Below are 22,343 nucleotides of genomic sequence, written 5' to 3'. Positions count from 1 at the left end.
CTGCAGAATCGAGCGACCTCTTCATTGGTGACGACGCCGGTGCATCTCGGGGCATATTCGGCCAGAACGACCATCCTTCTTACCCCCTGTGAAGCGAAATGGGAAATCATTTCCTCCGGAGCAGGGCTGCTGGGAAAGCGCTCAAGGTAGTTTGGGTTGTTTTCCCGGACGAATGCCGTGACCCAAGGGGTCCAGTGCCTTGCCGATGCCAGGTGGACGTGAAAATCAATGACTTCCATATTTTTTTTCTCCTAACGATGCAGGGGCGTTCCCTGAAGGCGTCCGCCCCCTTAACACCGGAAGTTGCGTTATGATGACTCAATCACTGGCCAGAACTCTTTTGGCTTCTTCCTTACTCTCATAAATATGAGGAGCGACGCCCCGTTTCTCGAGTTCATCGCCAAGCTTCATTCGCAGGAAGGTGCTGGTTGTATATCGAGTGACGCTTTCGTAGAAATTCGCCGCGTATTTTACCATTTCGACATATTCGTCAACCAGGTGGGGAGAAACATTGAAATTGTCGTAGTTGGCGATGGTGTGAACCTTTTTCCCGATGGGTTCCAGTATGCTGCCCACTACTTCCTGCATCTCCTGAACCTCTTCACTGGTTTTCATGTAATAGTTTTCGAGATTGATGAAGAAGATGTTGTCTGCGGCATTGTAGGTGAACCGGTCCTTCATGGGAATGTTGAGAAGATCGTCTTTGATCCCCATGCGGCGGAGTCGGAATATTCTTTCGTCCATGAGCCTTGGCGGCTTGCGCATGACGGGCTTAAAATCCATGAGCGCCAGAACCTGGCTTTCCAGATCTATGCCCGGAGCAATTTCAATGAGTTCCAGCCCTTCCTCGCACAAGGAGAAGACACACCGCTCGGTGACATAAAGGACTTGCTGTTTGTTTTCAGCCGCATATCTGCCGCTGAAGGTTTTTTGTTCCACCTCTCGAACGAACTTCTTTTCACGGCCTTCCTGCTCGATTCTCAGTCTGCCGTCTTTCACGGAGGTTTTGATCCCCCCCGCGGTAAACGTGCCGACAAAGCAAACCTTTTTGGCGTTCTGGCTGATGTCGATAAATCCTCCGGGACCGGTGAAACGGGGGCCGAACTTGCTGACGTTCACGTTCCCTTCCGCGTCCGCCTGGGCCAAGCCCAGGAATGCAATGTCAAGCCCGCCGCCGTCATAGAAGTCGAACATGTAGTTTTCCGTAATGAGTGCATCGACGTTGATGCCGGCGCCGAAATCCAGACCGCCCATCGGGAGTCCGCCGATAATACCCGATTCCGCCGTGAGGGTGGCGTATTCCAGGATGCGTTCTTCATTGGCCACCTGGGAGACGCCTTCAGGCATGCCAATGCCGAGGTTTACGATGCTGTTGGGCTTCAGTTCGAAGGCGGCACGCCGGACGACGATTTTTCGAGTGCTCATCTCCATAAAAGGGATTGCCTGCATGGGCACCCGGTGTTCACAGCTGAAAGCCGCACTGTAGGGCTCACCAAAGGTTTGCCAGTGGTTTTCAGGCTTGGCCACCACCACGCAGTCGACCATGATCCCGGGTATGACCACTTCACGGGCATTGAGAGTCCCGCGATCGGCGAGTCTTTCGACCTGAACGATGACGACCCCGCCGGAGTTCCTCGCAGCCTGTGCCATGGCGAGCGCATCGAGGACCATGGATTCTTTTTCCATGGTGATATTGCCGTCGGAATCTGCCGTCGTGCCCCTCAGGAGGGCCACATGGATGGGGAACGACTTATAGAAGAGGTAGTCCTTTCCTTCGACGTTTATCAAGATGATGAGGTCTTCTCCCTCTGTTTTCGTCAACTCGTTGAGCTTTCCGCCGTCGACTCTCGGGTCGATGAAGGTGCCGAGGCCGACATGGGTCAGGTTTCCGGGTTTGCCGGCGGCGATGTCTCTGTAGAGTTGTGTCACCGCTCCCATGGGGACGTTGTAGGCGAGAATTTTGTTGTCGTTGACCAGTTTTCCCAGGCCCGGGGTAAGTCCTGTGTGTCCACAGATGATTCTCCCCACCAGACCTTCCAGGGCAAGATGGTTCAGCCCTTTGGTTTTACCGTCCCCCTGGCCCGCCGGATAAGTCAGGGTCAGATTTGTTGGCCTGCCGGTTCTAAGGAATCGCTCTTTGAGTGTGATGGCAAGTTCCTCTGCAAATCCGCTCCCGATAAATCCCGCCGTTACAATCGTATCGTTGTCGCGGATCAGCTCGATAGCTTCTTCAGCTGTGACAATTTTCCCCTTCTTGATATTCATGGCTGATATCGGGTCAATAAATGGATGTTTGATCTCTCTTAAATGCTTTTTGCCGATTAACGGGCTGATATCCTCGGTCATGGCTCAATTCCTTTTTCTTTTAGTCAGAGTTTGTTGCGTTTCGACCTGCAGCATGTCCTGTTGCATCGACGTTTTCCATCTAACAGGTTGTCGCATAACATTTCGTAATGGCGATAAAAATTTTATGGCAATTAAGTTGCTTCCTCTTTGAGGAACAATTGATGATACTCATGCTCGGATAGATGTTTTTTCAGCATTTTCGAGATAATATCGAACATCTCTGCTATATCCTCATCCGTCATCCGTTTAAGGATCGTCTCCATCAACCGGTCATCCGAAAATTTCTGAAGGTAGAGTTGTAAAGTGTTTTCATCGGTTGTCCGGTCCAGGCCGTACCCCGAAAAGCCATCGAATGTTTCAACGAAGCGATGGGAATGTTTTGCCATAAACGGGCCTCATTTGTGGATTTGGATTGGGAAACGTATCGGCGAATAAAAGAAGGCGGCCGGCGATTGTTGGAACGGTGCTCATCACTTATTGTCTGAATCGTTTTTGAGGAAAACCATTCACGTGCGGGAGACAAAAGGAATACGTGTTTTCAATGCCGCAGGACGAACATTGGTATCTCACGAATACGGATCGGCATTTCACAGAATCACGGATGTCGGATGCGATCTTCAGCGGCGCACCGCAGGAACAGGCGGTTGGGACTACAAGAATGCAGACGATTCCGCAAATATTCTCTTCGATGACGGAGAAGTCGCCGAGTTCGAGCTGGACCCATTCTTCCAGCAACTCCGTATAAAACCGGTGTGTTCGGATGCGCCGCTCCTGCGCCAGGGATCTGCCGGTGGTCGTCGTCATCGTATCCGGTGCATGATGGGCATAGGTCAGCTCGATACTGGTCCTGACCATCATATCATTGTCTAGAAACCGCCGTCGCAGCGCCTGTTTCGTAAAAAACTGGACCACCCCCATGTAACCCATCTTGTCGAGACGATCCGCATCATACACTGCCCGGCCGATGTCGTTGGTCGGTTCTCCTTCGAGGTAGGTGGACAGGATCGCCTCGCTGATCATCGGGATCCAGTGCTCGTAGACGGTTCCGGAAAGGAGACGTTTCGTGAAGCGGACGGCATTCTCCTCTTCCGGGATATCGTCGTCGTGATAGGTTCCAAACGCGAATTTCCCGGTGTCGTGCAGCAAACCCGCGAGCAGAGCCGGCGTCTCATCCCATCCTTCCGCTTTTGCGATATGGCGGGCAACCCTGCCGACTCTGCAGCTGTGGGTCCAAACGCTGGAAAATGTCTCTTCGGCGGAATTGCGCTGATATGCAGTCTCCTGTTGAATCAGGGTCTCACGGATTTCATGCAGGACGTCGGGTGCGACCGTTCCGATCTCATTTGGACCGGACCTGTCCAGGCCGGATTCGTTGTGTCGCATCACTTTGGAACGGTGTCGCGAAAACGGCATCGTATTGATGTCGTCAATCGAGAGACGACAATTCTTTGGATCAGCGTTCGTTATCACATTCTCGATCTCGTTCGTTTTCGAATGAATATGCATGATAATATGTCGTTCCTCAGCATCCTCAGGGAGGTAAAGGGATCGCCGGAAGCCCATCCAACATTTTCATGTCTCGCGATCACGCTTTTCGTCAAAAAAAACGATTTTATTGCATTCGACGACCTTGGTTGCCGATGATGTGTCAACGCAAAAAGGGATATTGTAGCTAACAAAAAATCATATAGTAGCTACATTGTAAAAAGAGTCAAGCAAAATTTTTCCAATTTTTCGTATTGACAATGGATAATATTTGTAACTATGATGTAGCTAATTTATAACTTTACCTTATTAAAGGGATATTCGTGGCAGTCCTATCCGACACGATTCAAACACGGCAGGTGACGCAGCCGGGGTGGACCAATTCGAGTGGATACCTGTTGTCCGTGACGGTGCGAACAGTTTTTGAACGTGCGACATTGTCATCTGGCGCCGTGATCGTGTCATGGGGTGTGTCATACCGTTTAACCGATTAAAAATATAGACATAAAGGAGGGTGGCATGAGTGAAGGATCTTCCGTTTCACCGGTTATCCGCAGAATGGCTACCTCGGATTTGGATCGCATCATTGATATCGACATCAAGGTGCTGGGCAAGGAGCGACCCGATTATTGGAAAATGAAGATTGAGTTGGTCGAAAAGCGCCCGCAGATTTCCGCTCTTGTCGCCGAGTTGGACGGGAAGGTGGTCGGATTTATCATCGGAGGCGCAAGTCGTTGGGAATATGGGGTTCCAGAGAATATCGGATGGATCGACACCATCGGCGTCGATCCCGACTATCAGAGAAAGGGCATCGCCAAAATCCTGTTCAATGAAATGACCAAATATCTTAAAGCGATGGGTATTGATACCGTCATTACGTTTGTGACGCGACGAGACTGGCTGATGCTGAAATTTTTCAACCGGTTGGGGTTCCAAAGGGGCGACATGATCAACCTTGAGTTGGACATATAAGCTGATGTGCTTTTTTGCAGGATTTGGAATCTTGAAAGAGCGGTTGGGTGGATCTTGTCGACATCGAATCCGCAGATGCACTCGTTTTCCGGGCAAGAAATAAAAAATTTTTCCCCCGGATATGCAAAAAGCGGGTTTTTTTCTTGACATGAAGATACAATATAGCTACAAAGAAGTCATATAGTATCCAGTTATCCTCAACCTCGACACGGAAGCACCCATTCCGGCTTGGGGAGAGGATTCTATGCAGAATTCAAAAAAACAATGGCGCCGCTGATTTGGAGAAAATAGAAAGGGACAAAAGATGAGGTACGCAGAAACTGGGTTTAATTTGGAAATCGATCTAACCCGGGGAAGCATTGAGCGGGTTGAAACCGACCCAAGAGACACCGAGCTCTATCTGGGGGGCTTGGGTACGAACGCCAAGATCCTGTGGGATCGGGTTCCCCCTGAAGTAGACCCCTTTTCACCCGATAACCTTCTGATATTCAGTGCCGGCCTTTTATGCGGCACACCCGCTACCGGCTCTACGCGCACCATTGTTTCCACCATTTCTCCCCAGACAAAACTGATGGCATTTTCCATGATGGGGGGGTTTTGGGCGCCGGAACTGAAGTACGCCGGTTACGATAAGGTGATTCTTCGGGGGAAATCTCCCGACCTCGTGTATTTGTGGATCCACAATGACAAGGTGGAAATTCGCGATGCCTCTCATTTGCGAGGTAAGGGGGCCGTTGAAACCGAGGCTCTGATCAAAAAGGAATTGAACCAGCCGAAGGCCCAAGTGGCGTCCATTGGTATGGCTGGAGAGAACCGGGTCTTCTTCGCGTCCATCGAACAGGGCAGGTCCAGTGCCAGTCGAGGCGGCATCGGCGCCGTCATGGGCGACAAGGGCGTCAAGGCCATAGCCGTTCGGGGAACCAGGGATATCCATCTGGCGAAGCCGGCTGAATTCATGGAACTCTGCAATGAAGTTCTTGAATATATCAAATTCAGAAACGAAAATCCAATACCCGGGGTCATGCCCATTCTGGCCGGACTGGGGTCGCCGCAGGAGATGGCGGTTCATGACGAGAAATGGCACACCGAAAATTTCATGTGGGGCAATTCCCGTGTTCGTAGAAAGGATTTCTGGACAGAAGAGATCGCGAATCAGTGGACCGAAACCATGCACAAGGCGCGGGTGCGGCTGATCAGCTGCTACAATTGTCCCATGACCTGCGGCGCGACGATCTCCATGCCGGGTCAGTCCAGCTACATGATGAAATGCTTTTCGAAACTCACCTACACCATGGCGGCCTTTTCGGATCTCGATTTTGGCCTCAGAATTGCTCAGCGTGCCACGGAATATGGTGTGGACGGGTTCTCGACGCCCCAGGTCATGGCCTTTGCTCTTGAACTCTATGAAAACGGTATTCTGACGGACGACGATATGCCGGGTCTGCCGGCCGGCAATGAGGATCGATTTTACTGGCTGCTGGACAGGATCGTCCGGCGGGAAGGCATCGGCGACATTCTGGCCGACGGTACCTATTGGGCGGCACAACGGATCGGCAAGGGCGCAGATGCCTATGCCCACAACAATATCAAAAAACACGAGCAGTTGCCTCTCAAGCTGTCCATGCTCAATCCCATCTATTTTCTCATGTACGCGACGGGTGAAAAGATGAACATCACCCAGATCGAAGGGCAGTTTCCCCAGGCGCCGTTTCCGAAGCGAGAGCAACGGGAAGAGTTTGTAAAGGATTGGATCCAGGTGCCGGATGAAAGATTCAAGCAATACTTTCTGGACTGGGAACTTCGCGGCGAGAACTCGATTCCGTATTATCCGACCGTCGAGATGTGCTGTGACATCGTCGACTGGCAGGAACGGATGCACTACATCGACGACGGACTCGGCATGTGCGCCGGCTTGTCGTCGTTTCCACTGAAACCGCCGTATCATATCCACAATTATCCCAAATTTATCGCGTCCGGTACCGGAATCGAAATGGATGAGGACAAACTTTCCAAAGCCGCCAAGAGATACCGAACATTGGTCAGGGCGATCAACATCAGAAGAGGCCTGAGACGAAAAGATGATCGGCCGCCGGAGAACCATTGGAAGAAAAGGTTCCCTGAACTCGAACAGAAGCTTCTGGACGCTTATTACGAGTTCAAGGGGTGGAACAATGACGCGATTCCGAAGGCGACGACTCTGAGAGATCTGGATCTGGATTATGTCGCTGAAGATTTTATCGGACGCGGCATTCTGACCGAGGATGAGAATGCGTCTTCCAAAACGGCTCTGAGGGAACAATAGAACACACGAGGGGAGGGCGTGAACCTTGAAAGCTGAAAAACAAAAGAAAATCGTCAGAACCATAAAGATCAATGCGGATAAATGCAATGGATGCAGGGCGTGCGAGCTGATCTGCTCTGCATTTCATGCCATACCGAAATACAGCAGCAATAATCCGGCGAGGTCCCGCATCCGGGTGGTCCGTGATCCCCTGTCCGATATTTTTATCCCGGTTTACGCGGGTGATTATGCGGTCGCCGAATGCGCGGGGAGGGACAAGTACACCATTGACGGGAAGGAGTACGATGAGTGCGCCTTCTGCAGGGCCTCCTGTCCGTCAAGGGAGGAGTTCAAGGAGCCCGACTCGGGCCTTCCACTGAAATGCGATATGTGTGAAGGGGAAGATGAGCCGCTGTGTGTCAAATGGTGCCTGGTGGATGCTCTGGTTCTCGAAGAAAGAGAAGAGGAAATCGAAGAAGCCGAGGTGAAAGATGAATTGGCTGAACTGGAGATCGGTCTGGAGGCATTGGCCGACCGTTACGGATTGGGGAAAATTAAAGACATCGTTGCCCGAATGTCAAAAAAAGACTGAACCATCAAGGTGAAAGAAGAGGTTAAATAAAGACAGTGGAAACAGTCGCCCCCTTCAAGGAAGTGATCGAAGAGATCAGAGAGGCTGGTGGAGACGCCTTCAAATACTGTTTTCAGTGCGGACTGTGCGATACGGTCTGCCCATGGAACAGAGTCAGGGATTTCAGCATTCGCAAGATCATCCGGCAGGCCACGTTCGGTCTGAATGAAATCGAAGGCGAAGATATTTGGCGGTGCACGACTTGCGGAAGATGCCCTCAGCGTTGCCCACGGGGCGTCAAACAGATCGAGGTGGGAATTTCTCTCCGCAGAGTTGCGACGAATTATGAGGTGTTCCCGCCGTCCGTCCGTTCTGCAAGGACGGCGAGGGCCAGTATTATTTCCGAAGGCAACCCCTTGCAGGGAGACCGGAAAAAGCGGGCTGACTGGGCGAAAGATCTGAATGTAAAGCCCTATGCCGAAGGAATGGAGATTTTATACTTCGTCGGCTGTTACCTCAGCTATGATCCCAGAATGAAAAAAGTGGCCGTGGCCACTGCCGACATCCTCCATAAAGCAGGGGTCGATTTCGGCATACTGGGTTCGGAGGAAAACTGCTGCGGTGAGAGCATCCGAAAGACGGGAAGCGAGGAACTGTTCAGACGTCTGGCCAAGGAAAACATCAAGTCGTTTATCGACAACGGCGTCAGGAAGGTGCTGGTCTCTTCGCCCCACTGCTACCACACCTTTAAAAATGAATATCCCGAGTTTATGGTCAATTTTGAAGTGATTCATATCTCTCAATTTATATTCGAGCTGATGAAGGAAGGGCGATTGACGGTCACCAAAGCATGCAATCGGAAAGTGACCTATCATGACCCGTGCTACATGGGACGACATAACAATATCTATGAAGAACCCCGGGAAATATTGAAACAGATACCGGGCCTGGAATTGATCGAGATGACGGAGTCCCGTGAAGACAGCCTTTGCTGCGGCGGAGGCGGTGGAAGAATCTGGATGGACACGCCCCAAAACGAAAGATTTTCCGATATCCGATTGAAACAGGCCAGGGAGGTTGGCGCGGATGTGTTGGCGACGTCATGCCCTTACTGCATCACCAACTTCGAGGAAAGCCGGTTGAACCTGGAATACGACGACGTCCTGGAGATCAAGGACATCACCGAAATCATCCAGGAAGCACTTTAAGAACTCAAAAAATCCAAAAAGGACCGAGAGAAATGGAAAACCAACGAGTTGAAGGAACCTTTTTCAACAGCGGTGGAAATATGAATTTTGGAGACGTGATGGTTGTTGGCGGCGGCATCAGCGGTGTCCAGGCTTCCCTTGATTTGGCTGCCGCGGGCTTCAAGGTTTATCTGGTTGAAAAATCGCCGAGTATCGGTGGCCATATGGCTCAACTGGATAAGACTTTTCCCACAAACGACTGCTCCATGTGAATTCTCTCGCCTAAACTGGTCGAGGTCGACCGGCATCCGAATGTAGAGGTTCTCACCTACACTGAAGTCAACAGTGTGGAGGGAGAGGCAGGAGATTTCAAAGTAACGCTGACGAAAAAGCCGAGATACATTATCGAGGACAAATGCACGGGGTGTACCACTTGTGTAACCTATTGTCCGGTGCAATACCCGGATCCGTTCAATCAAAACATATCACAGAATAAAGCCGTTCATATCTATTATTCGCAAGCGGTTCCGCTTGTCGCTTACATCGATGACAGCTGCCTCTACCTGAAGGAGAAAAAATGTCTGATCTGTCAGAACGTCTGCCAGGCGAATGCCATCGATTTCAAGCAAGCGCCTGAAAAGGTGGAGGTCAATGTCGGCGCCGTCATTCTCGCCCTTGGACTCGAGCCGTTCGATCCCAAGGTAAAGGCCGAATACGGCTACGGGAAGATGCAGAACGTTGTCACCAGTATGGATTATGAAAGGCTGATGTGTGCCACCGGGCCTCACGGAGGAGAAATTCTGCGTGCGTCAGACGGGAAGCATCCCCACAAGATTGCCTGGATCCAATGTGTTGGATCAAGACGGGTAACGCCGGGCGAAAACAGTTACTGTTCCGGCGTGTGCTGTACTTATACGCAAAAGCAGGTGATTCTGACCAAAGATCATGATGCGGCGGCGGAATGCACCATATTTCACAACGATATTCGCTCTCACGGCAAGGACTTTGAACGGTACTTCCAAAGAACGGAACAGCTTCCCGGGACCCGGTTTATCAGGAGCTACGCATCGATCGTCAGGGAAATACCGGAAACCAAAAATGTTGTCGTTCGATACGCGACGCCCGCTGAAGGCGTCAAAGAGGAAGAATTCGATATGGTGGTGTTGTCCGTTGGGCTGAACCCGCCTTCCGGTATCGCCGGGCTGTCGGGTACGTTCGATATCGAACTCAATTCCCACGGATTCTGCAAAGCGATCTCTTCCAACCCCATGGCGACCTCCCGACCGGGAATCTTTGTCAGCGGCGCCTTCCAGGGACCGACCGATATCCCGGAATCTGTTTTCAGTGCCAGCGGGGCCGGCGCCCAATGCGGAGAGCTTCTGAACTATCGACGTGGAAAACTGACCCGCGACCGTATCTATCCTCCGGAAAAGGATGTTTCCAAGGAGGAGCCGAGAATCGGCGTATTCGTCTGCCATTGCGGGGCCAATATCGGCAGCGTGGTCAACGTTCCCTCTACGGTGGATTACGTATTGACGTTGCCCGACGTGGTTTACGCCCAGGAGCAGCTGTTTTCATGTGCGACCAATTCCGCCAGGGAAATAACGGACATGGCAAAAGAAAAAGGGCTCAACCGCGTCGTGATTGCGGCCTGTTCACCCAGGACCCTTGAACCGTTGTTTCGGGACACGCTCCGGGAGGCCGGCATCAATCAATATTATTGTGAAATGGCCAATATCCGGGAGCATAACTCCTGGGTCCATTCAAAAGAAAAGGAAGCCGCTACTCAGAAAGCGAAGGATATTATCCGAATGTCGGTCGCCCGGGCCCGGCATCTGGAACCCTTGCAGGAATTCGATTTGAGCGTCAACAAAACGGCGTTGGTGGTCGGCGGCGGCATCGCCGGTATGACCAGCGCGCTTTCCATTGCCGCTCAGGGGCATGAAGTCCATCTCATCGAGAAGGAAAAGGATCTGGGAGGGATGGCGCGAAGGATTTACTACACCCTGGAAGGTCTGGATGTTCAAGGCTATTTGAAGGATTTGATCCGGGCGGTGTATCAGAATCCCTTGATCCACGTATCCCATGAAGCCGTCATCACCGACGTTTCCGGGTATATCGGCAATTTTGTTACGACGGTGGAAACGGAAGGACGGGTTAAAACCATAAAGCATGGCGCGGCCGTCATCGCTATCGGCGCGGATCCCTATCAACCCACTGAATTCCTCTACGGGGAAGATGAGCGGGTTTTGACCCATCTGGAATTGGAGGATCGGATCGCCAAGAAGGAAGAAAAACTGGTCAACGCCGGAAGCCTCGTCATGATTCAATGTGTCGGTTGCCGGAATGAAGACCGGAACTATTGCTCTCGGATCTGTTGCGGTCAGTCTGTCAAGCATGCCTTGAAACTGAAAGAGATCAATCCGGATATGGATATCCACATCCTCTTTCGGGATATGAGAACTTATGGGCTCAGAGAGGATTTTTACCGGGAGGCGTCGGCAAAAGATGTAAAATTCATTCGATTTGAACCGGATGACAAGCCGCAATTGGAGGCGGTTGTCGAGGAAGGCCGCCCTGTGTTGAGGGTGACTGCAACCGATTACATTCTGGGGCATAAACTGGCTATCGACGCTGATTACGTTTCGCTGGCGGCAGCGATTGTCCCCGCCGCATCAACCCAGGCGATTGCCGGATTGTTCAAGGTGACGCTGAGCCCGGACGGTTTCTTCAAAGAGGCGCACGCCAAATTGAAGCCTGTCGAGTTTGCTGCGGATGGTGTTTATCTCTGCGGTATGGCGCATTATCCCAAATATATCCCCGAAACCATCAACCAGGCTTATGGGGCGGCGGGCCGGGTCCTGACGCTGCTTTCGCACGATACGGTGACGGCCTCCGGCGCCGTAGCCAAGGTGAACGAAAAACGCTGTATGGGATGCGGGGCCTGCATCGCCGCCTGCACCTATGGTGCCATAGAATTTCGGGAGACCAAACGGGACAGGAAAGCGGTCGTCAATCCGGTGCTCTGCAAGGGAGACGGCCTTTGCAACGTCAAATGCCCCACGGGCGCCATTGTACTTCAGCACTTTACCGATACGGAAATCGAGTGCCAGATTGATGCCCTGGTTTCAGAGAAATAGACTTTTCATACATTGAGGTGGCTGCAGATGCGTAGCGACGTGAAAATCAAGAGAAGCGGCATTTACCCAAAGGAGGAGAGGACGAATGAGTAAAGAACTTCAATTCAAACCCAGCATCCTCGGTTTTGTATGTCACTGGTGAGCGTACGGTGCCGCTGACATGGCTGGAGTTTCCAGACTACGGTATCCAAGTGAAATCAGACTGATTCGGGTTATGTGCTCCGGGAGAGTCGACCTGGACTTTGTCCTCAGAGCATTCTCGAACGGCGTTGACGGCGTGTTTATCGGCGGCTGCCGTTTGAATGAGTGTAACTATATCACCCACGGCAATTATCATGCATTGAACATGGTGCTTTTGTGCCGGAAAATCATGGAATACATCGGACTGAATCCGGAACGGCTGCGAATCGAATTCATGTCTTCCGGCGACGGCATCCTGTTGAGCGAAATCATCGATGACTTTACGACGAAGGTCAAGACGATAGGGCCGATCGGCAAGGCCGAGGGCATCGACAAGGAATTGTTGGCGTCCAAGCTTGCGGAAATCCGAAAATTGGTTCCCTACATCAAGCTGGAAAAAAACGAGAAGTTGGGGACACATCTTTCAAAAAAAGAGGACTATGAGACATTCTTCACGATCGATGAGGTAGAACAGTTGATTAATGAAGTCGTCTCCTACTACATCGATCCGGCTGCGTGCAAGGCTTGCGGGATGTGCTTCAAGAGATGCCCTGTGGATGCCATTGACGGCGGCAAGAACAGGATTCATGTCATCGATCAGGATAAGTGCATCAAATGCGGCACCTGCCTGGCGGTTTGTCCTCCCAAATTCAGCGCGGTGAGGAAGATCTCCGGTGAGCCTGTCCCGCCGCCGATTCCTGAGGAAGAACGCATCATCGTCAGAAAAGGCAAAGAGGCGTCAACCGCATGAAAGGGGCGAACGGAACCCAAACAAACAGGAGGATCCATTGAAAATTTTGACGACAGTGAAAAAGGTGGTGGACGTGGAATTGACCATCCACGTCAAGGACGGCGCCATTGTTGAGGACGGGCTGCAATATGTCATCAACGCCTGGGATGAAAATGCGGTGGAAACCGCCGTCCGATTGAAGGAAAACAACGGCGCGGAAACGACCCTGGTGAGCGTGGGCGGTGGAGACAACACCGATATGATCCGCAAATGCTATGCCATGGGCATTGAAAACGGCATCCATATCGATGATCCGTCATTGGAAAAGGCCGATGCATCGATCTATGCCAGGGTGCTCCAAAAGGTTTATGAAAAAGGAAACTATGATCTGGTAATCACCGGAAAGCAGGCTCAGGATACCGACGCCGGTCAGACCGGTATCATTCTGGCGGAATATCTGGGGTTGCCGTGCGTCAGCAACGTGATTGGCGTCGAGGTCATGGATGACCAGCATCTCAAGGTCTCCCGGGCCGGGGATGCCGGAACCGAAATCGTCGAACTGACGCTGCCCGCCGTGATCACCGTCGATGTCAGCATCAATGAACCCAGACTGCCGCAGATGCGGGGCATCATGATGGCCAAGAAGAAGCCCATCAACAAAATGGATCTGGCGGCGCTGGGGACTTCTCCGGATGAGATCGGCGCTGCTGCGCCAAAATCGGAGGTGATTGAATTCATGGCGTCCAAAACCCGCAAGGCCGGACAGAAATTTGAAGGGGACGCCGCCGAGATCACCGCAAAGGTTGTTCAGCTTCTGGCCGATGAAGCCAAGGTGCTCTGACGATATCGACGATTGTCATCGAAAATATATTGAACACCCATCGAACGGATATAAGGGAATAATATTATGGCTAAAGTCCTCGTAGTTGCAGACATCAAAGAAGGCGTTCTCAAGAGCAGCACCGCCGAATTGTTATCCAAGGCCAAGGCTATGGGCGCCGAGGCTGCGGTGGTTGCCATCGGCAGCAATATCGAATCGTTGGTTCCCACTTTGGTCGAGGCGGGCTCCGATACACAGTATATCGCCGACGACCCGGGACTGGCGTTGTTTTCGGCCGGACCTTTTGCATCCTGTGTCGTCGATGCGGCGAAGCAATCGGGTGCGGACCTGGTATGGTTCGGATTTTCAGAAGGCGGCAAGGCCGTAGCGCCAAGGGTTGCCGCACAACTGGACGCGGCATGTGCCAGTGAAATCACCGACGTGACGCTCGAGGGGGGGGGCATCGAGATCGTCAGACCGGCCATTACCAATAAAGTGATGCAGCGCGTAAAGGTCAATACCCCCCGGCTGGCGGCCGTGGTCAGGGCCGGCGCTTTCGAAGCGACGGAAGGCATCGGCGGGACTGAAAACGTCGTCAAACTCACCCCGCCCGCCCCGGATTTAAGGGCCGTCATTAAAGAGCTGGTATCCGATGCCAGCGGCGACATCGATCTGACGGATGCCGACGTTGTCGTTTCGGTGGGCCGCGGCGCCAAAAACCAGGCCGGCGTCGATCTCGTGAAGGAGCTGGCCAACGATCTGAATGCCGGGTTTGGCGCTTCCCGTGCCATGGTTGACGGCGGATTTCTGGCACACAACAAGCAGGTCGGACAGACCGGCAAAATCGTCGCGCCGTCGCTCTACATCGCCGTGGGTATTTCCGGCGCCATTCAGCATCTTGCCGGGATGACCGGTTCAAAGGTGATTCTGGCCGTCAATAAAGACCCCGAAGCCCCCATATTCAACGTAGCGGATTACGGCATCGTCGGTGACCTGTTCGAAGTGGTGCCGATTCTTCGTGAAGAAATCAAAAAAGTCAGAAGTTAGCTCAAGGAATAACATTTATTGACGAGGCTCACATGAATCCCCTCTTGATGTCTGTTTTGATCATTGTCGCCCTGGCGGTTTTCGGTCGCACGATAGTTCGAAAAATTCAACTCTTGAAGGCTCTCGGACCCGCCGACAGAACCAACCATCTGAAGGAACGCCTGAAAGAAATGGTGATGCTGGCCATCGGTCAGAAGCGCCTGGTGGGAAGGTCTAAAGAAAGAGCGTCGGGTATCATGCACGCGCTGATCTTCTGGGGATTCTGCGTGTTGTTGATTCGCAGCATCACCTTGTATGGAGAGGGCTTTCAGGAAGGATTTCAACTGCCGTTTCTGGGTGAGGATTATCTGCTCGGATATCTGTACATCGGCTTGAAGGATATCATGGAGGGGATTGTTTTACTGATGATTCTCTATGCCGTGTTTCGCCGCGCCGTCCTCAAGCCAAAACGATTGCACAATACCTTTGAGGCCTATCTGGTGCTGGGCCTGATCGGCATCTTGATGGTTTCCGACCTGTTGTACGACGGTGCGCGTTACAATCTGGTACAGCTGCACGGCAACCCGGATGCGCTCCATTACTTCAACAACCCCCGATACGGCGTCGAATTTTTGTGGACGCCCATATCCGTGGGTGCGGGAAGCCTGGTATCCGGGTTGAGCGCTGAGGCCACCGGGATCCTCCTGGTGGCCATGTTCTGGCTTCACATCTGCACCCAGCTGACTTTTCTGAATATTCTTCCTATCGGCAAGCATTTCCATGTCATTACCGCCCTCCCCAACGTCTTTTTGAAAAGCCTGGGCTATCCCCATGAAAAGCCCAAATTGCTCGATCTGGAAGACGAAGCCGCCTGGGAGAACGAATCCCTGGGGGTTAACCACATTCATCAGCTTAACTGGAAACAGGGCCTGGATCTCTACACCTGTACCGAGTGCGGCCGCTGCAGGGAGGTTTGTCCTACCTATACCACCGACAAGCCGCTCAATTTGCACGATTTCAACGACGCCCTGAAGCATGAGCTCTATGAAAATACGGATAACATAATTAAAAGAGCCGGCTTGTCAGACAGAATCCGGCAGAACGAAGATGTCGATCAGGTTGAAAAAATCAAGGAGCAGATTGCCGCTCTCAACAGTGAAAAACAGCTTGTCGGCGATGTGATCGCCCAGGACACCCTCTGGGCCTGCACCACCTGCCGTGCCTGCGAGGAGGTGTGTCCGGTGGCCATCGAACATGTGCCGCGCATCATCGCCATGCGTCAGGGACAGACATTGATGTCGGAGACCTATCCTCCAGAGCTGAACGTGTCCCTGAAAGGGCTTGAGCGAAACGGCAACCCCTGGGGCATCGGATACGACAAGCGAGCCGACTGGGCGGAAGGCCTCGGCGTCAAAACCATGGCGGAGGATGCCGATGTCGATTACCTCCTTTGGGTTGGATGTGCCGGCTCCTTTGATGATCGGTCCAGAAAGGTGTCCAAAAGTCTTGTCAAAATTCTGCAGAAGGCAGGGGTTTCCTTTGCGATTCTGGGGACTGAGGAAAAATGCACCGGCGACTTTGCCAGGCGAGTCGGAAATGAGATGCTGTTTCAGATGATGGCCCAGGAGAATATCGAAACCCTGAACCGCTATAACGTCAAAAAAATCATCGCTGCCTGTCCCCATTGTCTCAATACCCTTAAACATGAGTACCCTCAAATGGGGGGAAATTACGAGGTGATCCATCATAGCCAGTTGATTGAACAGCTCGTGAAAGACGGCAGGATCTCCCTCAAAAAATCATGGGAAGGGCCTTTGACCTACCACGATCCCTGCTACCTCGGACGGTATAATTCGGTTTACGATCAACCCAGATCGATTCTGCGCGCCGTTACCAATTATGGGTTCAGTGAACTCGAACGGTATGGGCGGGAAAGTTTTTGCTGCGGCGCCGGCGGGGGCAGGATGTGGATGGAGGAAACCATCGGCAAAAGGATCAATGTCGAGCGCTCCGAAGAGATCGTCCGGCAGGGGGTGTCTACGGTGGCCGTGGCCTGCCCCTTCTGTTTGACGATGATCGAAGACGGCATGAAAACACTGGAAAAGGAAGAGGAGATCAAAACGCTCGATATTGCGGAGCTTGTGGAAAAAAGTATGGTTTGACCTTATCAGCGGGCAGGTAAAAAACCTATGCCGGGAAACCGTTGAAAAGAACCGCCGTCATCTGGAAAAGAGGGATATCGTGAAACAAGAGGGGGGTATGGAACGGACACATCGCCTCATCGAGGTTGCCCAAGGCAGGGAGAAGGCGCATCTGGCTGTCGTTCACGCCACGCTTGCCAATGTCTACAGCGGGGAATTGCTGGAAAATCAGGCCGTGTGCGTATGGGACCGCAGGATTGCCTATGTCGGCCCGCATCCGGACCCGGCGATCGGACCGGACACCGTCATCATCGATGCCGGCGGAAAGCCTCTGATCCCGGGCTTGATCGACGGACACACCCATTTGGCCGTAATGCACAGCGCCGGTGCTTTTCTGGCGAGCGCTATCCCCGGAGGGACGACTGCCGTCGTGACGGAAACCACCGAGCCGTATGCGGTTCGCGGCTATGCCGGTATCGTGGATTTCATGGACTCTTTTGCGGATCAACCCATCCATGTTTTCGGAACCGCTCCGCCGATGATTTCCATCAGCCCGAATTGTCCCCCCATTGCCGTGGCGGATCTGCATCGTCTCATCTCCAGGAACGATATCATCGGGTTGGGGGAATCTTACTGGCAGATGGTGCTCAGGAACCCTGAGCAGATGCTCCCGATTCTGGATGCAGTGATGTCCGCGGGAAAGCGCCTGGAAGGGCATTCGGCCGGAGCTCGTGACGCCGCCCTCAATGCCTATGCCGCCGCCGGCATCTCTTCCTGCCATGAACCCATCGCGGCTGATGAGGCTCTGGATCGCCTGCGCCTGGGATTTTACGTCATGATTCGGGAAGGCAGCATTCGAAGGGATTTGACAAAAATCTCCGCACTGCGAAAAACAGCCTCTGACCTGCGACGGCTCATTCTGGTCACCGACGGCGTCAGCCCCCACGAGCTTCTGGAAAAGGGGTACATGGAATATGTGGTGCAAAAAGCCATTGACGCCGGCTTTACATTCATGGAGGCCGTTCAGATGGCGACCCTCAATCCGGCGACCCACTTCAATCTCGATCACATGATTGGGGGTATCGCTCCCGGTCGATATGCCGACATGGCGATCCTGCCGAATATCCGGACCATTCGGCCGGAACTCGTTATCTGCAAGGGTCGGATCATCGCCAGAGACGGCCGATGTATCGTATCGCCGCGGGCGCATCGGTATCAGCCCGAGAGTTTGGACACCGTTCATCTTCCCGACCCCTTAACCGCCGCGGATTTCCGAATTTCGGCATCCCATGGCGACCAGCAGACGACCGTGCGGGTCATCGATATGGTCACCGATCTTGTGAGCCGGGAGAGCCATGTCACGCTTCCCGTGATCAAAGGAGAAATCAAGGCGGACGTGACTCGGGATATCGTCAAGGTGGCGGCCGTAAACCGCACCCATAGAGCAGGCCAAAGGTTTGTCGGTATGATTCGGGGCTTCGGGATCAACGCCGGCGCCGTTGCCTGCAGCACAGGATGGGACACCGCCGGAATCGTGGCGGTTGGGGCATCGGACGGCGATATGGCCGTGGCGATCAATCGACTTCATGACTTGAAGGGCGGGGTTGTGGTTTGCCGGGACGGCGGTGTCGTCGCCGAACTGGCCTTGCCGGTTTTTGGGCTGATGTCCCATCTGCCCATTGGGGGGCTCACGGAAAGTATCGATGCGGTAAATACATCCACACATGCATTGGGCGTCAAATTTCGGGACCCGATCCAGACACTGAGTACGCTGACCAGTGCTGCAATTCCCTTCTTGAGAATCTGTGAAGAGGGATTGGTCAATCTCAAAAATGGGCCTTGCACGCTCGTCGTCTCTCCCTGCTGAACATCCTGATCGCCGATTTCGGAACGGCATGTCTGGCGGCGCCGATGCTTCCCGTTCTTCACCAATCCAATCGCAATAACTGAATGAGGCCGACATCGATGCCGCGCATGACGTTTGAAAACAGCGATAATATGCGCGGAACCGGCTTGACCTCTCTCTTGACTGATGTTAATAAAATCAGCTCGGATCAGTTCAAAAAATCTAATCAAGCTATTTAACAATTGGACAGGCGTGCATTGTGAAAGACGATCAAAAAAAGCAGGTAAATGAAGCGTCGCAGGGATTCGGACCGCCTATGAAGGTCAAATTCGAAATATATGGGGAGGAGATGATTGAAAAAGTGGTCAAATCCAGCGGAAACAGCGGCCGCGTATATCTGCCGCCGGACTGGGTGGGGCACAGCGTCAAAATCATCCGGATCGACTAACCCTTTTCATCAATGAAACAAAAGGATTCTTTGCGTGGAAAATATTCGGATCAGAGAACTTGAACCCGCCGATGCCGATGATATCGCCCATATTTACGCAGCCATTGTCCGGAAGCCCGTGGATACGGATTTTAAGGACCTGATTGAAAAGCACACTAAAACCGATAACGACATCTGTGTCGTGGCGGAGTTAAACGGCCATGTCATTGGCTTTATGATCAGTTATATTCACTATTTCGGTTTCGGCCTGGAAAAAAGCGCCTGGATTGCCACGCTGGGGGTTCAACCGGAATATATGGGGCACGGCATCGGCAACAAGCTGGCGGAAGAAACCTTCAATCGTTATGAGCAAATGGGCATCCGCAGAGTCTACACATCCGTGCGATGGGATTCCACCGATCTGCTGTCGTTCTTCAAGAACCAGGGTTTTGACCGCAGCAAGTTCATCAACCTGAAAAAAAGATTTTAGTGGAACCGTCGGCATCTCTCATAGACAGGAAGTAATCTCCAGCTCCCTGGTCAGAGGTCTGGACCGAAGGTTTCGGCAGGATCCGGAGCTCAACAATGATGCAGAACACGAGTGGGTTGGGGGGCATCATCAACTCAATCGATGCGGATGATCTTGACATGGCGGCCCACCCAGTCCGGCGGGAGATATACGCGGCCGCTGTTTCCGCTTGAGGTTACCTGTTTTTCGATCATCTCTTCACCGTATACCTCGAATTTGACCTTCGGGGGCGCACCTCGGTCCGGCTGTTTTTCACCCATCCGATGCTTTGGATCGTCTGTCACGGTATTTGTCCACCTGTAATTTTTAGGGTGCATATCATCTTCCGGTCCAAAACCCCTTGGGATCGAACCGACGAAGCATGGCGAGTTCCGTTTCAGTGGGCTCCGGCGTCACGACAGGGTCCGGTGCCACGCGAAGGGGCCAACCCGTGTGTTCCAGTACTGTTTCGACACGGATTCCCGGATGAATGCCGGACAGGACCATCTCCTTGGTTTCGGGATCAAAGCGAAGGATGCCCAGAGTGGTGATGACCGCCGAAGGACCGCCGCGGGGAAGACCCATGCGACGACGCCAGCCGGGTCCGTCGCCGTAACCCGGAGAGGTGATGTAGTCCACCTGGGGCACGAAGCGACGCTTTTCGTGATTCATGATGATGATGTGCCGCCCGGCCAGGCCGGCCAGATCGCAAGCGCCGCCGCTTCCCGGCATGCGGGTTTCGCGGGCCTGGCCGCTTCTGATCCAGGTCGTGTTCAGATTTCCAAATCGATCCACCTGGGCGCCGCCGATAAAGCTGACGTCGACCTCGCCTTTCTGCAGCAACCCCATCATATCGGCCATATCAGACAACCATTGGGCCCGGTAAAAATTAGGCAGGTCTCCCATGGTCAAAATCGGTTCGGGAGCTACGGTATCGCGCACCAGACCGAGTTCGTAGATCCCCACCGCATTGGGGGCATGAGTGCTCTTGGCCAGAAGGAAACCCAGAAGCGGCAGCCGCATACCGACAAAGATGACTTCACCGTCGGCGATCTCGCGTGCGGCTGCGGTCACCATCAGTTCGGGCAGGGTGTATCGACGCGATTCAGTATCCATAATCAGCAGGCTCCGAAAGAACATGGTGTTTCAATTGAAGTTGCGCCAACCGATCTTTCCCGATGCGCTCCAGATAGGCCTCGCGATCGGAAACCTCATCCACCCATGACCTGCACCAATGAGCGAAATCTTCGGAGGATTTGCCGGCGTTGCGATAGTCGAGGTATGCTTGGTGGTCCCGGTTGTAAAAACCCGGTACCGGGGAAGGATACGCGCCCCAGGGGACATGGACTACGGCGCTGACCCTGAATCCCGGCGTAAGCACACGGTTGGGATCGCTGGTAATCACCTGGGTGTCCACGATGGTTTCGGTGGTGAGAATGACCCTGTCGCTGGCCAGGCAGGCTTCCCGGGTAATACCGAAATTCCCCCAGAAATGGGCGTTTCCATAACGGTCTGCGCGTTGGACGTGGACGATGGTGAGATCCGGGGTGATGGCGGCAACGGCGGCCAACGTGTCGCCGGTAAACGGGCATGTGATGACCTTCAGGCCGGAATTGGTCTTGAACAGATCGCTTCCCAGGGCCGTGCGCACCGGCAGGAACGGTACGCCCGCCGCCCCGGCGCGGAGGGCCGTCAGGATCGTGAAGTTGGAATGATCCTCTACTTCGAGGGTCCCGTTTTCCACTGCGCGTCGAAAATTATATGCCGAGCCGGTGATGACGTTTCCCACCCAGGCGGCCCGGATTCTGGCCGCGCAGCCTGCGCCGATAAGCTGGTCGAAACAGATGTCGGAAATCGGTCCCACCAGCGTCAAGCGACGTTTGCGCTGTCGAATCATCTCGTGGGCGGCGGCAAAGGGAATCATCGCTTCGAGACAGGTGCCCATGGCCACGCTGGAACCGTCGGGAATGAATCGACGGACGGCTTCCGATAAGGACATCAGTTTGGATTGAGGCATAATCTCTCCGTCAACGATCTTTAATAACGGTGTGTTTTAGTGTGTTGATTCCGGACCTGATCCCGAGACCATCTGCCGTAAAGCAATAAAGACTGTTACCCGGAACTGTTGCGACTCGGCAGACGTCGTGTAATTTTCCATATCTTTTCCCGAATCGAAAGTGTTTTCAGCCATGACGCACTTGTTTTTTTTTGAAACCCCGGCGCCGCAATCATTTTTCTTGACAAGGGAAGGGAAATTTTTTATCCAATGTAGCTATAATACAACTACAATATATTTATAATGTGGTTTGAGTCAAGCTTTTTTTCCTGGATCAACCAACGTGTCATGCCGGTCAAGGCATCTTGTCCTGGGGCTCCATCCCGCAGGATGGCATGATTTGCCGCTGATTTTCATGACGGCTGATATCAAAGACAGGGTATGGCGATAGAAGGCCGCTGCCATGGTTGACCCGCCGGGAGAAGGTTTCCGGATCTCTGAAACGGAGCCGGAATGATATGAACCTGGGAGAAGAGATGAGGACGGATATGGACATTTTAGTATGTGTGAAGAGGGTTCCCGACACCTCTGAGAACGAGATTCAAGTGAACGGCAAGGGTACCGACATCGAGCGGGATGATCTGGTTTACTCGGTCAACGAGTGGGACAACTACGCGGTGGAAGAGG

At 53.0% G+C, this 22,343-nt stretch carries 19 protein-coding genes; 12 read left to right on the top strand and 7 right to left on the bottom strand.

Annotated elements, in window-relative coordinates:
- The 4 genes from AB7S84_RS10560 to AB7S84_RS10545 form a co-directional block, all read right to left on the bottom strand.
- Positions 1-239 (bottom strand): hypothetical protein (locus tag AB7S84_RS10560; protein ID WP_428154372.1); only part of this gene is annotated, 239 nt, incomplete at its 3' end.
- A 79-nt stretch (positions 240-318) separates the two neighbouring features.
- Positions 319-2,346, bottom strand: a complete 2,028-nt coding sequence (locus AB7S84_RS10555) for an acyl CoA:acetate/3-ketoacid CoA transferase (protein ID WP_428154370.1) — start codon at positions 2,344-2,346, stop codon at positions 319-321.
- Positions 2,347-2,477: 131 nt separating this feature from the next.
- Positions 2,478-2,732, bottom strand: coding sequence for a cytoplasmic protein (locus tag AB7S84_RS10550; protein WP_428154368.1), 255 nt, complete (start codon positions 2,730-2,732; stop codon positions 2,478-2,480).
- 88 nt (positions 2,733-2,820) lie between these two features.
- Entirely contained in the window at positions 2,821-3,816 is a 996-nt protein-coding gene (locus AB7S84_RS10545; RefSeq protein WP_428154366.1) for an HD domain-containing protein, read from the bottom strand.
- 534 nt (positions 3,817-4,350) lie between these two features.
- Between AB7S84_RS10545 and AB7S84_RS10540 the strand changes: the two genes are divergently transcribed.
- From AB7S84_RS10540 to AB7S84_RS10485, 12 genes are all read left to right on the top strand, one after another.
- Positions 4,351-4,803: a GNAT family N-acetyltransferase gene (locus tag AB7S84_RS10540; RefSeq protein WP_428154364.1), complete on the top strand. Its 453-nt coding sequence runs from the start codon at positions 4,351-4,353 to the stop codon at positions 4,801-4,803.
- A 331-nt stretch (positions 4,804-5,134) separates the two neighbouring features.
- On the top strand, positions 5,135-7,105 hold the full coding sequence (locus AB7S84_RS10535) for an aldehyde ferredoxin oxidoreductase family protein (RefSeq protein WP_428154362.1): 1,971 nt from the start codon (positions 5,135-5,137) through the stop codon (positions 7,103-7,105).
- A gap of 25 nt (positions 7,106-7,130) precedes the next feature.
- Positions 7,131-7,676, top strand: coding sequence for a (4Fe-4S)-binding protein (locus AB7S84_RS10530; RefSeq protein WP_428154360.1), 546 nt, complete (start codon positions 7,131-7,133; stop codon positions 7,674-7,676).
- Between the two features lie 35 nt (positions 7,677-7,711).
- A complete protein-coding gene (locus AB7S84_RS10525; RefSeq protein WP_428154358.1) occupies positions 7,712-8,863 on the top strand; it encodes a (Fe-S)-binding protein in 1,152 nt (383 codons plus the stop codon).
- Positions 8,864-8,895: 32 nt separating this feature from the next.
- Entirely contained in the window at positions 8,896-11,982 is a 3,087-nt protein-coding gene (locus AB7S84_RS10520; RefSeq protein WP_428154356.1) for an FAD-dependent oxidoreductase, read from the top strand.
- An 85-nt stretch (positions 11,983-12,067) separates the two neighbouring features.
- Positions 12,068-12,913, top strand: a complete 846-nt coding sequence (locus AB7S84_RS10515; RefSeq protein WP_428154354.1) for a hydrogenase iron-sulfur subunit — start codon at positions 12,068-12,070, stop codon at positions 12,911-12,913.
- 37 nt (positions 12,914-12,950) lie between these two features.
- The gene (locus AB7S84_RS10510) at positions 12,951-13,733 is read left to right on the top strand and encodes an electron transfer flavoprotein subunit beta/FixA family protein (protein WP_428154352.1); all 783 of its coding nucleotides are present in this window, start codon (positions 12,951-12,953) and stop codon (positions 13,731-13,733) included.
- 66 nt (positions 13,734-13,799) lie between these two features.
- Positions 13,800-14,759 (top strand): electron transfer flavoprotein subunit alpha/FixB family protein, encoded by a 960-nt coding sequence (locus AB7S84_RS10505; RefSeq protein WP_428154350.1) that lies wholly within the window; start codon positions 13,800-13,802, stop codon positions 14,757-14,759.
- Positions 14,760-14,791: 32 nt separating this feature from the next.
- On the top strand, positions 14,792-16,900 hold the full coding sequence (locus tag AB7S84_RS10500; protein WP_428154348.1) for a (Fe-S)-binding protein: 2,109 nt from the start codon (positions 14,792-14,794) through the stop codon (positions 16,898-16,900).
- A gap of 97 nt (positions 16,901-16,997) precedes the next feature.
- Positions 16,998-18,746 (top strand): adenine deaminase C-terminal domain-containing protein, encoded by a 1,749-nt coding sequence (locus tag AB7S84_RS10495; protein WP_428154346.1) that lies wholly within the window; start codon positions 16,998-17,000, stop codon positions 18,744-18,746.
- Positions 18,747-19,041: 295 nt separating this feature from the next.
- Positions 19,042-19,173, top strand: a complete 132-nt coding sequence (locus tag AB7S84_RS10490) for a DUF2080 family transposase-associated protein (RefSeq protein ID WP_020876816.1) — start codon at positions 19,042-19,044, stop codon at positions 19,171-19,173.
- 34 nt (positions 19,174-19,207) lie between these two features.
- Positions 19,208-19,642, top strand: a complete 435-nt coding sequence (locus AB7S84_RS10485) for a GNAT family N-acetyltransferase (protein ID WP_020876817.1) — start codon at positions 19,208-19,210, stop codon at positions 19,640-19,642.
- Between the two features lie 134 nt (positions 19,643-19,776).
- Here the strand turns inward: AB7S84_RS10485 and AB7S84_RS10480 are convergent, their stop codons facing one another.
- The 3 genes from AB7S84_RS10480 to AB7S84_RS10470 are packed head-to-tail and all read right to left on the bottom strand — an operon-like array spanning position 19,777 to position 21,677.
- Positions 19,777-19,965, bottom strand: coding sequence for a DUF2080 family transposase-associated protein (locus tag AB7S84_RS10480; protein ID WP_020876818.1), 189 nt, complete (start codon positions 19,963-19,965; stop codon positions 19,777-19,779).
- Between the two features lie 34 nt (positions 19,966-19,999).
- Positions 20,000-20,776: a CoA-transferase subunit beta gene (locus tag AB7S84_RS10475; RefSeq protein ID WP_020876819.1), complete on the bottom strand. Its 777-nt coding sequence runs from the start codon at positions 20,774-20,776 to the stop codon at positions 20,000-20,002.
- Positions 20,766-21,677, bottom strand: coding sequence for a CoA transferase subunit A (locus AB7S84_RS10470; protein WP_428154343.1), 912 nt, complete (start codon positions 21,675-21,677; stop codon positions 20,766-20,768). Before AB7S84_RS10470 ends, AB7S84_RS10475 begins: the two co-directional genes overlap by 11 nt.
- Between the last annotated feature and the right edge of the window lie 666 nt (positions 21,678-22,343).

Source organism: Desulfococcus sp. (assembly GCF_050178255.1).
In the GTDB taxonomy this organism is placed as follows: domain Bacteria; phylum Desulfobacterota; class Desulfobacteria; order Desulfobacterales; family Desulfococcaceae; genus Desulfococcus; species Desulfococcus multivorans.
The sequence above is the reverse complement of the archived record's forward strand: the minus strand, read 5'-3'. Positions and strand labels throughout refer to the sequence as shown.

What these genes read in the sequence shown, in the direction of transcription:
- AB7S84_RS10500 (WP_428154348.1), top strand. Translation starts at nt 14,792, where the DNA reads ATGAATCCCCTCTTGATGTCTGTTTTGATCATTGTCGCCCTGGCGGTT.
- AB7S84_RS10470 (WP_428154343.1), bottom strand. Translation starts at nt 21,677, where the DNA reads ATGCCTCAATCCAAACTGATGTCCTTATCGGAAGCCGTCCGTCGATTC.
- AB7S84_RS10540 (WP_428154364.1), top strand. Translation starts at nt 4,351, where the DNA reads ATGAGTGAAGGATCTTCCGTTTCACCGGTTATCCGCAGAATGGCTACC.
- AB7S84_RS10475 (WP_020876819.1), bottom strand. Translation starts at nt 20,776, where the DNA reads ATGGATACTGAATCGCGTCGATACACCCTGCCCGAACTGATGGTGACC.
- AB7S84_RS10490 (WP_020876816.1), top strand. Translation starts at nt 19,042, where the DNA reads ATGAAGGTCAAATTCGAAATATATGGGGAGGAGATGATTGAAAAAGTG.
- AB7S84_RS10555 (WP_428154370.1), bottom strand. Translation starts at nt 2,346, where the DNA reads ATGACCGAGGATATCAGCCCGTTAATCGGCAAAAAGCATTTAAGAGAG.
- AB7S84_RS10495 (WP_428154346.1), top strand. Translation starts at nt 16,998, where the DNA reads ATGGAACGGACACATCGCCTCATCGAGGTTGCCCAAGGCAGGGAGAAG.
- AB7S84_RS10550 (WP_428154368.1), bottom strand. Translation starts at nt 2,732, where the DNA reads ATGGCAAAACATTCCCATCGCTTCGTTGAAACATTCGATGGCTTTTCG.
- AB7S84_RS10505 (WP_428154350.1), top strand. Translation starts at nt 13,800, where the DNA reads ATGGCTAAAGTCCTCGTAGTTGCAGACATCAAAGAAGGCGTTCTCAAG.